This window comes from Streptomyces sp. NBC_00012 (assembly GCF_045040875.1).
GTDB lineage: Bacteria > Actinomycetota > Actinomycetes > Streptomycetales > Streptomycetaceae > Streptomyces.
The window spans coordinates 2,943,025-2,957,231 of sequence record NZ_CP108309.1; the positions used below are offsets into that span (position 1 = coordinate 2,943,025).

12 protein-coding genes are annotated in these 14,207 nt (G+C 72.1%); 5 read left to right on the forward strand and 7 right to left on the reverse strand.

Going from position 1 to position 14,207, the window contains the following annotated elements; translation table 11 throughout:
• Positions 1 to 50 precede the first annotated feature (50 nt).
• Positions 51 to 2,807 (forward strand): PQQ-binding-like beta-propeller repeat protein, encoded by a 2,757-nt coding sequence (locus OHA19_RS13375; protein WP_405750333.1) that lies wholly within the window; start codon positions 51 to 53, stop codon positions 2,805 to 2,807.
• Here OHA19_RS13375 and OHA19_RS13380 read toward each other — a convergent pair.
• Complete coding sequence (locus tag OHA19_RS13380) at positions 2,722 to 3,009, reverse strand: hypothetical protein (protein ID WP_405716573.1); 288 nt, start codon at positions 3,007 to 3,009, stop codon at positions 2,722 to 2,724. The genes OHA19_RS13375 and OHA19_RS13380 overlap by 86 nt on opposite strands.
• Positions 3,010 to 3,311: 302 nt before the next feature.
• On the opposite strand from OHA19_RS13380, the gene OHA19_RS13385 reads away from it, so the two are divergent.
• The gene (locus tag OHA19_RS13385; protein WP_405716572.1) at positions 3,312 to 4,496 is read left to right on the forward strand and encodes an NlpC/P60 family protein; all 1,185 of its coding nucleotides are present in this window, start codon (positions 3,312 to 3,314) and stop codon (positions 4,494 to 4,496) included.
• Positions 4,497 to 4,576: 80 nt separating this feature from the next.
• On the opposite strand, the gene OHA19_RS13390 is transcribed toward OHA19_RS13385, so the two are convergent.
• From OHA19_RS13390 to OHA19_RS13410, 5 genes are read right to left on the reverse strand one after another with little or no spacing between them, the layout of a single operon-like run.
• Complete coding sequence (locus OHA19_RS13390; RefSeq protein WP_405716571.1) at positions 4,577 to 5,815, reverse strand: styrene monooxygenase/indole monooxygenase family protein; 1,239 nt, start codon at positions 5,813 to 5,815, stop codon at positions 4,577 to 4,579.
• A 39-nt stretch (positions 5,816 to 5,854) separates the two neighbouring features.
• Positions 5,855 to 6,505, reverse strand: a complete 651-nt coding sequence (locus OHA19_RS13395) for a GTP-binding protein (RefSeq protein ID WP_405716570.1) — start codon at positions 6,503 to 6,505, stop codon at positions 5,855 to 5,857.
• The gene (locus OHA19_RS13400; protein ID WP_266912215.1) at positions 6,486 to 6,899 is read right to left on the reverse strand and encodes a DUF742 domain-containing protein; all 414 of its coding nucleotides are present in this window, start codon (positions 6,897 to 6,899) and stop codon (positions 6,486 to 6,488) included. The genes OHA19_RS13395 and OHA19_RS13400 overlap by 20 nt, the downstream gene beginning before the upstream one ends.
• Positions 6,896 to 7,372, reverse strand: a complete 477-nt coding sequence (locus OHA19_RS13405; protein WP_405716569.1) for a roadblock/LC7 domain-containing protein — start codon at positions 7,370 to 7,372, stop codon at positions 6,896 to 6,898. The genes OHA19_RS13400 and OHA19_RS13405 overlap by 4 nt, the downstream gene beginning before the upstream one ends.
• Positions 7,369 to 10,326, reverse strand: a complete 2,958-nt coding sequence (locus OHA19_RS13410; protein ID WP_405750335.1) for a nitrate- and nitrite sensing domain-containing protein — start codon at positions 10,324 to 10,326, stop codon at positions 7,369 to 7,371. The genes OHA19_RS13405 and OHA19_RS13410 overlap by 4 nt, the downstream gene beginning before the upstream one ends.
• A 365-nt stretch (positions 10,327 to 10,691) precedes the next feature.
• On the opposite strand from OHA19_RS13410, the gene OHA19_RS13415 reads away from it, so the two are divergent.
• On the forward strand, positions 10,692 to 11,474 hold the full coding sequence (locus tag OHA19_RS13415) for a protein phosphatase 2C domain-containing protein (protein ID WP_405716567.1): 783 nt from the start codon (positions 10,692 to 10,694) through the stop codon (positions 11,472 to 11,474).
• 32 nt (positions 11,475 to 11,506) lie between these two features.
• Here OHA19_RS13415 and OHA19_RS13420 read toward each other — a convergent pair whose 3' ends face one another.
• Positions 11,507 to 11,989, reverse strand: a complete 483-nt coding sequence (locus OHA19_RS13420) for a MarR family winged helix-turn-helix transcriptional regulator (protein WP_405750337.1) — start codon at positions 11,987 to 11,989, stop codon at positions 11,507 to 11,509.
• 241 nt (positions 11,990 to 12,230) lie between these two features.
• On the opposite strand from OHA19_RS13420, the gene OHA19_RS13425 reads away from it, so the two are divergent.
• Together OHA19_RS13425 and OHA19_RS13430 are read left to right on the forward strand one after the other, a co-directional pair.
• Positions 12,231 to 13,085: a lysozyme gene (locus OHA19_RS13425; RefSeq protein ID WP_405716565.1), complete on the forward strand. Its 855-nt coding sequence runs from the start codon at positions 12,231 to 12,233 to the stop codon at positions 13,083 to 13,085.
• A gap of 218 nt (positions 13,086 to 13,303) precedes the next feature.
• Positions 13,304 to 14,062, forward strand: coding sequence for a polysaccharide deacetylase family protein (locus tag OHA19_RS13430; RefSeq protein WP_405721867.1), 759 nt, complete (start codon positions 13,304 to 13,306; stop codon positions 14,060 to 14,062).
• Positions 14,063 to 14,207 lie beyond the last annotated feature (145 nt).

The following is a 14,207-nucleotide window of genomic DNA, read 5'->3' on the forward strand; positions in this document are numbered from 1 at the left end:
CTAAGATCGACGCTCCGGTGCTCTGGCACGGTCAGCGAGGGGGGTGCGCCATGGAGGCGCTGCGTCAGGACGATCCACGCCGCTTCGGCCCGTACACCGTGCTGGCGAGATTGCGCGGGACCGCGAGCAGTGTGCAGTACCTCGCGCGCGACACGGCCTCCGAGGACGCGGTGGTGGTCACCGCCGCCCGCCCCGAACTCGCCGCGCTGCCCGCCTTCCGGCGCCGGTTCCAGGCGGAGGCCCGCACCGCGGACCGGCTGACCGGCGGCTGGGTCCAGCCGCAGCTGGGCGGCCCGGACGACGCCACGGGCGAGGACCTGCTGTGGACGGCGGGCCCGTACGTGGCCGCGCTGACGCTCGCCGAGGCGATCGAGGCCACCGGGCCGCTTCCCGAGCGCGCCGTGCGGATACTGGGCGCGGGAATCGCCGAGACCCTCTCCCGGGTGCACGCCACCGGAGCCGTGCTCCAGGGCCTGGCTCCCCGGACGGTGCTGCTGGCCGGGGACGGGCCGCGGCTCACCGCGTTCGGCCCGCTGGGCGCCGCGGCCGCGGCGGAGGCCCGGCCCGGCGGGCAGTTGTCCGTACGGCTCGGCTATCTGACCCCCGAACAGGTCGCGGGCGAGGAGCCCGGACCGGCTTCCGACCTCTTCGTGCTGGGCCTGCTGCTGGCGTACGCGGCGACCGGCACGACCCCGCTCGCCGACGGCCCGGCCGCCGAGGGCGCCGAGCGGATCGCCCGCACCGCACCCGAACTCGGCGCGGTTCCGGAGGAGTTGCGCGATCTGATCGCCCGCTGTCTGGAGAAGGACCCGGCCGACCGGCCGAGCGCCGGGACGGTGGCGGCCGAACTCGCCCTGGAGGGGGCGGCGGGCCTGGCGAAGGGCGGCTGGCTGCCGGAGGCGCTGGCGGCCGCGGTGGCGGAGCAGGGCACGCAGGCACGGGAGACGGTCGCGGCGGGCCGGCCGGTGGACGGGCCCGCCGAAGGCCCGGTGGGCGGGCTGGTGGACGGCCCGGCGGACGGAACAGCTGAAGGCCCCGTCGACACCCCGGCCGTCGGCCCGGCGGACGGCCCGGCCGACACCCCGCCCTATGATCCGGCCGACACCCCGCCCGTCGCACCGGCTGACACCCCGCCCGGCTCACCGGCCGACACAGCCGCCCCCGGGGCCGGGGCCGTCGAGCCGCTCCCGATCCCGGACACGCGGACCGCCCAGTTCGGGAACCTCGGGCGCCAGGTCCCCACGACCGACCGGCCGACGACCCAGCTCTCCGTCCCGCCCGAGCTCACCGGCCGCCCGGCCGGCGCCGCCGCGGCGGCCCTCCCCACGGGACCCGCCGGACCCACGGGACCCACCGGACCCGCTACGGCGCTACCCGCCGGCCCCGGCGGGGTGCCCGCCGTGCCCCCGCCGATGGTTCCGACGGCCCCGCTGCCGGTCCCCGCCGGGCGCCCCGCCCTCTCCGCCCTCTCCGCCACCAGGACCGCCTCCCCCGCTGCCGGCCGTCGCACCCTGCTCATCGGGCTCGCCGCCGGGGCCGCAGGGCTGGTCGTCGGCGGCGGCGGCGCCCTCGCCCTGGGCGGCGGCGACGGGACGACCGACGACCCCAAGCCCACGCCGAGCCGCAGCGGTCCCACCGTCGCGGGACTGCCGCCGCAGCCCCGCTGGGTGTACACGCACCCGGCGGCGGAACCCGCACCGCTCACCGCCTCCGTCTGGAACGACCGGCTACTGGTGCTGACCGGCAAGAACGGCGCGACCGCCGTCGATCTGCGCACCGGACGCCGGGCCTGGGACAGCGCGGACGCCGCCGAGGGGGCCGCCGCCCTCCCCGCCGGGAAGGACCTCTGTTTCGTCGCCGCCCCGTCCGGCTTCCTCTGGCTGTCGCCGAAGGACGGGAAGACGGTGCACCGGGTGGAACACGCGGCCCTGTCCCCCGGGATGCCCAAGCTCTCGGCGCCGGCGTTCGTCGGCGCGTCCGGGCCGGTGATCTGGTTCACCGGCTCCGAAACGGTCACCGTCAAGGCCCCGCCGCCGAAGAAGGGCAAGAAGCGCGGGAAGGACAAGCAGGTGGTCAGGGCCTACCTCTTCGCGTACGACATCGTGCGGCGCGAGCAGCTGTGGCGGGCCCCGGTACCCGCCGGACGCGGCGGCACCCCCGCCCACCGGCTGATCGCGGTCGGCCGGAACGACCTGGTGGTACGTCAGAGCCCGGCCACCCTCGCCCCCGGCGACGTCAGGGCCGCCAAGGGCAAGGCAGTGTTCCGGAGCTTCGACCGCAAGACCGGTAAGGCGCTGTGGAGCAAGCAGTTCGGCACGGTCGCTCCGGACGCGGCGGCCATGGGCGACGAGCGGGGCCTGCTGTACGCGGCGGCGGGCGACGACCTCCAGGCGTTCGAGACCTCGTCCGGCAAGCCGAAGTGGACGCTGAACGGCACCGGCGGCACCCCGTACGGCACCCCCGTCGCCACCGGAGCCGTACTCCACACCACCAACCGCAACCAAGAGGTGGGCGCGGTCGAGCGGGAGACCGGCCGACTGCGCTGGCGGCGCTCCACGGAGGCCGCGATCGGCACCGCCGCCCCCGCCGTCACCCTCAGCACGACCGGCGGGACACTGCTGGCCGCGGACGGCTCCCAGGTCACCGCGTTCGCGGCCGAGGACGGCCGGCGGCTGTGGAAGTTCCAGGACATCGGCACCCAGGACCCGAAGGGCCCCACGGTCACCGCCCCGTACCGGGTACTGGCGGCCGGCCGGACGGCCGTCGTGCAACGCGACCGGATCTTCTACGCGTTCCCGGTCGACTGACCGAACAGCGCGTCGATCCAGGCGTCCCCGGGTGGCGGCATGAAGAAGTACCGCCACCGGTGGTGAGGATGTACTTGGCCATGGCCTCACCCTCCAGACGTCTCTGCGCGGCCTCGAACCTCTTGGCCAGGTCCCGCTGGAAGCAGGAGAAGATCAGCCCGCTGTCGCCGTCGCCCCGGTCGCAGTTGTAGCTGCGGCGCACCAGGGGCGGCGGGTTACTCCGATCGGGGACGGCCGAAAGGCTCGCGCCACCGAACGAATCGAGTCATGGGGCTCGACCTCTCGGACACTCGGGCCGACACGGGCGCAAGGCCTCAGAGGTCCCGGTGGCCCTGCCGTGTTTTGCGCCCGGACCCGACCGGAGTACCCCACGGCCTTCCGGGCGAACCCGTCCGCCGCCGCGCCGCACGGTTCTTGCATCTCCCGACACCGAGTGACCGTATTGTCCCGTTGCGCTCACTCGTGGGGTAGTCCCATGGTCGCCCCGTCATCGGAGGTGATGTCGTGTCAGGCGGAGTCTTGCGTACGGTCTGCGCCGCAGCCCTGGCCACGCTCGTCGTGACCTCGCAGGCGGCCGCCGCACCCGTGGCCCCGGACCCCGACGCGGGCGGCACGGCGAAGGCTCCCGCCGCGCCCGCGGGTGCGAACAGGAGCGTCGCCCAGCTCCTGTCCGAGCTGCGGCAGCTGTACCAGCAGGCCGAGGAGGCCACCGAGACGTACAACGGGACCGCCGCGGAGCTGAAGAAGCGTAAGGCGCAGGCGAAGAAGCTCGACATCCAGCTCGTCGCCGCCCGGACCGCACTGGCCGACAGCCGCGACGAGGCCGGGCGGCTGGCCCGGGAGCAGTACCAGGGGCGGTCCGACTTCTCCACGTACCTGCGGCTGCTGCTGTCCCGGGACCCCGAACACCTCCTGGACCAGGAGCATGTGATCCGGCGTGCGGCGGCCGGGCGGGCGGCGACCGTGAAGCGGCTCACCGGTGCCGAGAAGCGCGCCGACGAGCTGGCCACCGAGTCCCGCAAGGTGCTCGACCGGCAGCAGGTCCTGGCCGCGAAGCAGAAGAAGCAGCGGGACAAGGTCCGGAAGCGGCTGAAGGCCGTCGAGTCGATGCTGGCCACGCTCTCCGGCCCGCAGCTCACCGAGCTGTCCCGGCTCGAACAGCGGGACGTGCAGAAGGCACAGGGCGCCCTGGCCTCCTCCGGGGCCCTGTCCTCGACACGACCGCCGTCCGAAGCCGGCGGGAAGGCGGTGCGGTACGCCGTCGAACAGGTCGGTAAGCCGTACGTGTGGGGCGCGGAGGGGCCGGACTCGTTCGACTGCTCGGGGCTCACCTCGCAGGCCTGGGCCAAGGCCGGCCTGGTCATTCCACGGACCTCGCAGGAGCAGTGGCGTCAGCTGCGGAAGGTCCCGGTGAACGCGCTGCGCCCCGGTGACCTGGTGATCTACTTCCCGAAGGCCACCCATGTGGCGCTGTACCTCGGCAACGGCCTGGTGGTGCAGGCGCCCCGGCCGGGCTCGCGGGTGAAGGTCTCGCCGCTGGCGTCGAATCCGCTGCTCGGCGCCGTACGGCCCGACCCGCGGAACGTGCCGCTGTCCGCGTACAAGCCGCCGGGGCTCCCGCAGGGGGCCTCCTCGGGCTCGGACGCGGGGTACAGCTCGTCATCGGCCCCCGCCGCCTCCGGGAAGTGACCGGCGGGGCACGGAACACCGGCGGGGCCGGGTCCGTCGGTCGCCCGACCGGTCCCGGCCCCGCCTCGGTGATCAGGCGCCTACGCGGCGCCCGACACCTCGGCGAGGTACGCGTTGGTCTTCTCCGGTTCGAAGAAGAAGTTGTCGAAGTCGGCCGGGTCGTTGAAGCCGTTGGCGAAGCGGTCGGCGACCGGCTGGAGCTGGCCGGCGGCGCCGATCAGGTTCAGCACGTGCTCCGGCGGTACGCCGAGCATCGCGTTGGTCCACTTCACGACGTGCTGCGCGGTGTCCCAGTAGCGGTCGAACGTGGCCTGCATCCACTCCGCGTCGAACTCCCGGTCACCGTGCTCGATGATCGAGTCCAGGTACGCATTGGCGCACTTGGAGGCCGAGTTGGAGCCCTGGCCGGTGATCGGGTCGTTGGCGACGACGACATCCGCGACGCCGAGCACCAGACCACCGCTGGGCAGCCGGCCGATCGGCTTGCGGACGGTCGGGGCGTAGCGGCCCGCCAGGGTGCCGTTGGCGTCGGTCAGTTCGACCTTGGTGGCGCGGGCGTACTCCCACGGCGTGAACCGCTCCATGAGCTCCAGCGTCTTCGCCAGGTGCTCGGAGGGGTCCTTGATGCCCTGGAAGACGTCGAGCGGGCCGCCCGGGACGCCCTCCCAGAACAGGATGTCGGCGCGGCCGGACGTGGTCAGGGTCGGCATCACGAAGAGCTCGCCGACGCCGGGGACCAGATTGCAGCGGACCGCGTCGAAGTCGGGGTGCTCCGGGCGCGGGCCCATGCCGTGGACGTACGCGACGGCCAGGGCACGCTGCGGGGCGTCGAACGGCGAACGGGAGGCGTCCCGGCCGAACATGGAGACCAGCTCGCCCTTGCCCGCGGAGACCATCACCAGGTCGTAGGTGCGGGAGAAGTAGTCCAGATCGGAGACGGCCGCGCCGTGGATGACGAGCTGCCCGCCACGCTGGGCGAACGTCTCCATCCAGCCGGCCATCTTCACGCGCTGGTCGACGGACTGGGCGAAGCCGTTCAGCTTGCCGACCCAGTCGACGGCGCGCGAGGAGTCCGGCGCCGCGACGGAGACGCCGAGGCCCTCGATGCGCGGGGCCTGGGACTCCCAGAAGTTGAGCTGGTAGTCACGCTCGTGCTGGAGCGCGGTGTGGAACATGCACTGCGTCGACATGACCCTGCCGGAGCGGACCTCGTCGGCGGTGCGGTTGGACATCAGGGTGACTTCGTACCCGCGGGACTGCAGCCCGAGAGCCAGCTGGAGCCCGGACTGGCCGGCTCCGACTATGAGTATCTTCCGCATCGCGGTTTCTCCGTTGTGTGTTGCTGGTGCGGGGTAGGCCTAGGCCGGGGTTGCGTCGAGCGCGTGGCCCACCAGGGCCAGCAGCGACTCGACGACGGTGATCCGGTTACGCGCGTCCATGATCACAACAGGCACGTGCGGGAGGACGGTCAGGGCCTCCCGCACGTCATCGGCCTCGAATCCGGGCGTTCCCTCGAAGTGGTTGACGGCCACGATGTACGGCAGCCCGCAGCTCTCGAAGTAGTCGAGTGCGGGGAAGCAGTCGGCGAGCCGGCGGGTGTCGGCCATCACCACGGCGCCGATCGCGCCGCGCACCAGGTCGTCCCACATGAACCAGAAACGCTGCTGGCCCGGTGTGCCGAATACGTACAGCACGAGGTCGTCGTCGAGCGTGAGCCGGCCGAAGTCCATCGCGACGGTCGTGGTGACCTTGTCGGGCGTCGCGGAGAGGTCGTCGGTCTCCTCGCTGGCCTGGGTCATCATCGCTTCGGTCTTCAGCGGGGTGATCTCGGAGACCGAACCCACGAAGGTCGTCTTGCCCACGCCGAACCCGCCGGCGACCACGATCTTCGTGGCGATCGGGGCCCGGGTGTGGTCCAGCTGCCAGGCCTGGAGCGATTCCTCGGCCTGGTCCTTGGCGCCCGGCTGACGCGGGGCGAAGAGCGGCGACTCAGAGACGGCGGAGTCCATTGAGCACCCTTTCGAGCAGTGCGCGGTCGGGCTGGCCGGTGCCGTGACCGGTCCCGTACACGCGGATCTTTCCTTGGTCGGCCAAGTCGCTGAGCAGCACCCGGACCACGCCGAGCGGCATCTTCAACAGGGCCGAGATCTCCGCGACGGTACGCATCCGGCGGCAGATTTCGACGATGGCCTGGAGCTCCGGCATGATACGGCCGGCCAGGTTGCCGTTGGTCAGCTCGCGGCGTTCCTCGGGCGCTTCGAGCGCGGCGACGAACGTCTCGACGAGCAGGACGTGGCCGAAGCGGGTGCGTCCGCCGGTGAGCGAGTACGGACGGACCCGTGCGGGCCTTCGGTCGGCCCCGCGGACGGGGAGCCTGCGGGCGGATTCAGCAGCGGGCTTCACTGGGTGCTCTCCATCGATTTGCGCAGTTCACTGCGGAGTTCGGGGGTGAGTACGTGTCCGGCCCGGCCGACGAAGAGCGCCATGTGGTAGGCGATGACGCTCATGTCGCAGTCCGGGGTGGCGTGCACGCCGAGCAGCGAGCCGTCGCTGATCGACATGACGAAGACACTGCCTTCGTCCATGGCGACCATCGTCTGCTTGACGCCACCGCCGTCCATCAGCTTGGCGGCGCCGATGGTGAGGCTGCCGATGCCGGAGACGATGGTCGCCAGGTCGGCGCTGGAGCCCCTGGGGCCGCCCTGGTCGCCCGTCCGGGCGATCAGATGGCCGGGGTCGGAGGAGAGCAGCATCAGTCCGTCGGACGAGACGACGGTGACCGAGTGGACCCCTGGCACCTCCTCCACGAGATTGCTCAGCAACCAGTGAAGGTTACGGGCCTCGTTACTCAGCCCGAATGTGCTGGGCGCAGTCAACTGCGTGCCTCCTCGACTGTGTCCCCCGTCTCGTCGGTCCGGTCGGTCCGGCCGCCATCGAGGCCGGCCACCTCACTGTGTTCGGTCGGTACGGGGCGTCCGCCGGGTGCGGTGGATCCCGGGAGCGTCCGGGTGGCCGTGCTCTCGGCGATCTCTGCCTCGACGTCCCGGCGGCCGTCCTTCGCGCCCTGGTGGAAGCCGCCGAGCCGACGGCGCAGGGCGTCCTTGTCCAGGCTGCCCTTGCGCTCGGCGGTGGGTGCCGTGGCGGGCTTGACCACCTTGGGGGTGCGCTTGGGCAGCCCCTTGTCGGTGACGCGTTCGGCGGGCTGCGGGGGCCGGGACTGCTGTTCCGGCTGCCGGGGGCCGGGCAGGGCGTCGGCCACGGGGGTGGCGGCCGGGGCGGCGGGGTGCGGCTCCGGGGCCTCGTCCGCGGTGCGCTCGTGGCGGTCGGGGCCGATGGCGTACGGGCCGGGGGCCTCGGTCCCGGGGGCGTCCGCGAACTCCGGCACCACCGGGAGCCGGACCTGCATCGTGACCTCGGCCTCCGTCTCGGCCGGGGCCTTCGCCTCGGCCGGGGCGGGCTCGGGGGCGGCAGCCGGCTCGGGGACGGGAACCGCGGCGGGCTCGGGAGCGGCGGGGGCGGGGACCGCGGCGGGCTCGGGAACGGCGGGGGCCGGCTCCGCCTCCGCCTCGCGGATCGTCTGCTCGGCGGCGGCGATCAGCGGGTCGTCGGGCATCGCGAGGGTACGGCTCGGCAGCGCGTTGGAGTTGGCCTCGGCGACCGATCCCGGCAGGTTCAGCGCGGGGGCGTCCCCGGGGATCTTCACCGGCGGCGGGGTGGCGGCCGGAGGCGCCTTCGGCAGCAGGGTCCGGGGCAGTACGACGACCGCGGTGATCCCGCTGCCCTTGTGCTCGCGCAGCTGGACCCGGACGCCGTGGCGCGCGGCCAGCAGGGAGGTGACCTGGAGGCCCAGGCCGGCCCCGTCCGCACTCTGCTCCCCGGCCTCGAAGAGCGTGGGGTCGGCGAGCCGGGTGTTGAGCTCGCCCATCCGTACGGTCGACATCCCGATGCCCTCGTCCTGGACGGAGAGCATGACCTCGCCGCTCTCCAGCAGCCAGCCGGAGAGCTGGACGCTGGAGTCGGGCGGCGAGAAGGAGGTGGCGTTCTCCAGGAGCTCGGCGACCAGGTGGCTGAGGTCGTCGGCGGCGAAGCCGGCGATCTGGGCGTGCGGCGGCAGGGACTGGATGGTGACCCGCTCGTACCGCTCGATCTCCGAAACGGCCGCGCGCAACACATCGACCAGCGGGATCGGTCCCGCGTGCCCGTGGCTGTGCTCGGCGCCCGCGAGGACCAGCATGTTCTCGCTGTGCCTGCGCATGACGGTGGCCATGTGGTCGAGCTTGAAGAGGGTGGCGAGCCGCTCCGGGTCGTGCTCGCGCTCCTCCAGGCTCTCGATGACCCCGAGCTGGCGCTCGACGAGGCCGAGGGTGCGCAGCGAGAGGTTGACGAAGGTGTGGTGGACCGTGTTCTTCAGCCGCTCCAGCTGGGCGGTGAGGTCGGACGCCACGACCTGGAGCTCGGCACGCTGGAGAGTGAGGGTCTCGCGCCCGGCGATCAGCTCGCCGTGCTCGGCCCGGAGGCTCTCGTAGCGGCCGTTGAACTCGGTCAGGAGTCCCTGGAGCCGACCGTGCAGGCTGTTGAGGGACCGTACGACCTGGGCGAACTCGTCGTTGCGGCCGGTGTAGCGGACCGGTTCGGCGGTGTCGGGCTCGGTGGCGAGGCGGGCGGCGCCGATCCGCAGCACGGCGAGCGGCTGGGTGAGGGTGCGGGCCACCGCGGTGGAGACACCGACGGCGATCAGCAGGCAGCCGCCGAGCAGGGCGATGCGCAGTTCGAGCGCGGTGACGTCGTCGTCGCGCAACTGCTCCAGGCGCTGGATCTGTTCGGTGCCGAGGGCGGATTCGACGCTCCGCATCCGGTCGATCCGGGCGGAGAGCGCCGCCTCGGCCTTCTTGCGGCTGGTCCGCTGGTCGGAGTCCGACAGCTCGGGGCGGTCGGTGAGGCTGTTGAGGTACTTCTCCGCGCTGTTGACCTCGGGCCCGGTGACGGTGGAGGACAGCTTGTCGCGGGCGGTGGCGCCGGCGGCCTGGTCGAAGTCGGCGAGCGAGGCGAGTTCACGCACCCGGGACTGCTGGGCCGCGGCACTCAGCTCGTCGCGGGTGCGGTCGTCCTTGTCGCTGCCGCCGTCCGTGGTCTGCACCGGCAGTCCGGTCACCGGGTCGAGCTGCGGGACCGTGACCTTGCGGGGCACCGAGAGGGCGGCGATCAGCAGCCCGCGGGTGGCGGAGGCCTGCTCGGTGGCCTGGCCGAGGGCGAGCGGGGCGCGGGTGGCCTCGACCGCGCGCGGCGGGGTCTTCTCGGCGAGCTCGTCCGCGAGTTCGTGGAGCTTGGCGATGACCTCGGCGTAGGCCTGGTGGGCCTCCAGTGCCGTGCCCTTGCCGCTGAGCGCGTCGCGGCGCAGGGACGGGATGGTGGAGAGGTCGCGGCGCAGGGCGGCCGGGGCCGTGGCCCGGATCTCGTCGACCTGCTGGTCGACGCGGGCGCTGCGGTCGCGGGAGTCGTCCTTGCCGCCGGACGCCTCGTCACGTCCTGCCGCGATCCGGGCGGTGACCTCGTCGCGCTCGTCCGCGAGGGCGTGGGCGAGGGCGATGGCCTGCTGGTTCAGCTCGGCGAGGGTGACCAGCCGCTGCGATTCGTTCAGTTCGGAGGAGGCGGCGAGGATCGCGGGGGTGCCCGCGGCGATGACCGTGATGCCGACCACCGCGACACCGGCGACCAGCCGGCTCCGCACCCGCACGGTGCGCCGGGTGCTTCCGCTCTCGGCAGGTGCCGGTGGCGTCACCCCGGAACCGCTCTGCTTGCCGCCCTTGCTCCGAGGCCGCTTCTTCTGCACCGGTGCTCGCAATCTTGACTCGTCCGCCCTTGAAGCAGAGGTGACGCACGGTCACATGTAACGAGCGCCCCGACCCCTGGTACGGCTTCTGACCATTCCAGTGCTTTTGAGAGGGGGGCGTGCATCAACCACTCCGCCACCTGAACGAGTGAACATCACTCCAGAGTTGGCGAACAAGTTTGCCCCGGAGGCACCTCGGCCACACCTGGTACTTCAGCTGGAACTTCCGCGCAGGCTTTGGCAGGATGCCCACCCGCACGCCCTGCGGAGCCGTTCCTTCCGCTCGGGACGTCTGTCTGACCTGCTGGTGCAGTCCAATACCGGCCGGGTGCAGGGCTCGTGAAGGCACCGTGCAGACTGGTCGCATGCGCATCGAACTGGCCACCGTCGCCGGCAGCCCGGAACGCCCGAACGAGGACTGGGCCGCCACCACGCTGCCCGCTTCCGGCCAGGGCGGGGCGCTGGTCGTGCTCGACGGGGTGACGCCGCCCCGGGGCGACGACGGTTGTGTGCACTCGGTCCCCTGGTTCACCGCCCGACTGGGCGGCGCGCTGGTCGAACTGTCCGGTTCGCGGCGGGATCTGACCCTTCAGGAGATCCTGGAAGTGTCCATCCGACGCACCGCCGACACGCACCGTTCCCTGTGTGACCTTTCTCACGTGCGTACGCCTCAGGCGACGGTCGTCATGGCGCGGTGGGACGACCACGAGGTCGAGCATCTGGTGCTCTCCGATTCTGCACTTCTGTTCGAGGCGCACGACGGGAGCGTGCGCCCCCTGCTCGACGACCGACTCGACCGCCTGCCGCCCGGCTCGCTGAGCACCGAGGCCGTCGCCGACTCCTTCCGGAACAAGGAGGGCGGCTTCTTCACCGCCGCGGCCGACCCCTCCGTGGCGGCCCGAGCGGTCACCGGGCGCACCCCGCGCGACCGGGTGCGGGCGATCGCCGCGCTCACCGACGGGGCGGCCCGCTGGACCGAGATGTTCGGCGAGGGCGACTGGGCGGACTGCCTCGGGGTTCTCCACAAGGACGGCACGCAGGGACTGATCGACCGGGTCAGGGCCCTGGAGGACGCGGACACGGAGCGCGTGCGGCTGCGCGGCAGCAAGACCCACGACGACGCGACGGCGGTCTACGCAGTGTTGTGACGGCGCACCGGAAGGCCGCGCCCCGGTGCGCGTCAGTCCTCGGCCCGTGCGTTCAAGTGGTGCAGCAACCGGGCCAGTTCGGCCACCTCGGCCCGGTCCCAGTCGTCGAGCTTGCGGACGTAGCGCTCACGGCGGGCGTCGCGCACGCTGCGGTAGCGGGCCAGCCCCTCGGCGGTGAGGCGGACGAGAATGGCCCGGCCGTCGGCCGGATCGGGTTCACGGGCCACCAGTCCGAGGCCTTCCAGGGCGCGCAGTTGACGGCTCATGGTCGCCTTGCCCACCCCGAAGTAGGCCGCCAGATCGGTGGCCCGCTGCTGCCCGGCCGACTCCAGCCGGACGAGCAGCCCGTACGCGGCGGCTTCCAGTTCCGGATGGACCTCTCGCGCCATCTCGCCGGAATTGGACCGCGCCCGGCGCAGAAAGACGGCCAACTCCCGCTCCAGGGCAAGGAATGCGTGGTCCACACCACTTCCGCCCGTCGCGCCGGGTTCACTACCGCTTTCGCTCCCGTGCACGTCAACACCCCTCGTGAGCTTTCCTGTCGCTGAAAATTTCTTTCGCCGCTGGTCATCGCCGCAGCTCCGCCAGTATTTCGCAGGCGTAGACCAACGGCAGCGACCAGGCCCCCTTCCGCAGCACGGGTCTACGTGCGTAGCGTCAGTCCTGGCATGTTCACACCATTACATGCCGACAGGGTGCGCTCCGCGTCTCCCTGGGATCAGCACGTCCCCCCACCACGTCCTCGGAGGCACTCCCATGCCGGTGCTCAGATCCACCGCCAAGACGTCCCGCCGCTCGCGCTTCGCGGCGGCCGGCACCCTGCTCGCGGCCCTCTCGCTCCTGCTCACCCTGCCCGGCGCGGCGAGCGCCACCGGCAGCCATGACGCGGCAGCCGCCAAGAAGCCCGCCCGCGGCTCGGCCACGATGGGCATGGGCGTCATCGCCCACGACGGCCAGGACGGACTGCCGCGGGACACCCGCGCCGTCCAGACCGAGGGCGTCGACGTCTCCGGCCACCAGGGCAACGTCGCCTGGTCGACACTCTGGAACAGCGGCGTGAAGTGGGCCTACACCAAGGCCACCGAGGGCACGTACTACAAGAACGAGTACTTCGCGCAGCAGTACAACGGCTCGTACAACGTGGGCATGATCCGGGGCGCGTACCACTTCGCCACCCCGAACACCACGAGCGGCGCCACCCAGGCCAACTACTTCGTGAACAACGGGGGCGGCTGGTCGCGGGACGGCAAGACGCTGCCCGGAGTGCTCGACATCGAGTGGAACCCGTACGGCGACCAGTGCTTCGGCCTGAGCCAGGCCGGCATGGTCTCGTGGATCCGCGACTTCGTGAACACGTACAAGGCGCGCACCGGACGTGACGCGGTCATCTACACCGCGACCAGCTGGTGGAAGACCTGCACCGGCAACAACGCGAGCTTCGGCGCGACCAACCCGCTGTGGGTGGCCCGCTACGCCTCCACGGTCGGTGAGCTCCCGGCCGGCTGGGGCTTCTACACGATATGGCAGTACACCTCGTCCGGCCCCACCGTCGGCGACCACGACCGCTTCAACGGCGCCCTCGACCGCGTACAGGCCCTCGCCAACGGCTGAGCCCGCCCGCCGCGCCCCCGCCGCTTCACACCGCAGAGCCCCGGTCACCCGCCGGGGCTCTCGCCTTTTCACCCCCGCGACCAGGGTTTTCCGCACTCCGGGCCGAAAGCGGACCCCCCTATACATCCGGTGTATACACCCTATGTATAGTCCTTCTCTGCCGCACACCGTGCGCCGTGTCCAGCTGTTCAGCAACGGAGGAGTGACCCGCCTTGGCCATGAAGACGAAGTCGATCGGTACGGGGTTGGCCGCCGCCCTTGTGACAGCGCTCACCCTCACGCTGAGCGGGTGTTCCATGCAGACCACGGCGCCCGCCTCGGCGCGCGGCGACGCCGGCTCCGACGCCAAGGGCTCCTTCGGGCCGGTGGACTGCCGCAAGGCGAAGTGCATAGCGCTGACCTTCGACGCGGGACCGGCCGAGGACACCCCGCACCTGCTGGACATACTCAAGGAGAAGAAGGTGCACGCGACCTTCTTCCTGCTGGGCAAGAACCACGTCAAGAAGCACCCCGACACGGTCCGCAGGATCGCCGCCGAGGGGCACGAGGTGGCCAACCACACCTGGACCCACCAGGTGCTGACGGACCGCAAGCCCGCCGAGATACGGGCCGAGCTGGAGAAGACGCAGAACGCGATAGCGGACATCACCGGCAAGAAGCCGCGCCTGATGCGCCCGCCGCAGGGCCGCACCGACGACACCGTCTCGGAGATCAGCAAGGACCTGGGGCTCTCCCAGATCCTGTGGAGCGCCACGGCGAAGGACTACTCCACGACCGACTCGGCGCTGATCAAGAAGCGCATCCTGGATCAGGCGAGCAAGGACGGCGTCATCCTGCTGCACGACATCTACAAGGGCACGGTGCCCGCGGTGCCGGGCATCATCGACGAACTGAAGAAGCAGGGCTACACCTTCGTCACCGTCCCTCAGCTGATGGCGCCCGCCGAGCCGGTCCCGGGGACCATCTACCGCCCCTGAGCCGGAAGCGGTGAACCGGCGGGGCGCAGGCGACGCTGTGGGGGTGGCTGGAGGTGTGAACCGGGGGCGCCGCGCGGTACGTGGGGGGCTGGAGGTGCGGGCCGGGGGCGGCGTGCGCGGGCGTCGCGGACCCGGAGCGGCCCGC

What these genes read in the sequence shown, in the direction of transcription:
- OHA19_RS13375 (WP_405750333.1), top strand. Translation starts at nt 51, where the DNA reads ATGGAGGCGCTGCGTCAGGACGATCCACGCCGCTTCGGCCCGTACACC.
- OHA19_RS13390 (WP_405716571.1), bottom strand. Translation starts at nt 5,815, where the DNA reads ATGCGGAAGATACTCATAGTCGGAGCCGGCCAGTCCGGGCTCCAGCTG.
- OHA19_RS13395 (WP_405716570.1), bottom strand. Translation starts at nt 6,505, where the DNA reads ATGGACTCCGCCGTCTCTGAGTCGCCGCTCTTCGCCCCGCGTCAGCCG.
- OHA19_RS13415 (WP_405716567.1), top strand. Translation starts at nt 10,692, where the DNA reads ATGCGCATCGAACTGGCCACCGTCGCCGGCAGCCCGGAACGCCCGAAC.
- OHA19_RS13425 (WP_405716565.1), top strand. Translation starts at nt 12,231, where the DNA reads ATGCCGGTGCTCAGATCCACCGCCAAGACGTCCCGCCGCTCGCGCTTC.
- OHA19_RS13430 (WP_405721867.1), top strand. Translation starts at nt 13,304, where the DNA reads ATGAAGACGAAGTCGATCGGTACGGGGTTGGCCGCCGCCCTTGTGACA.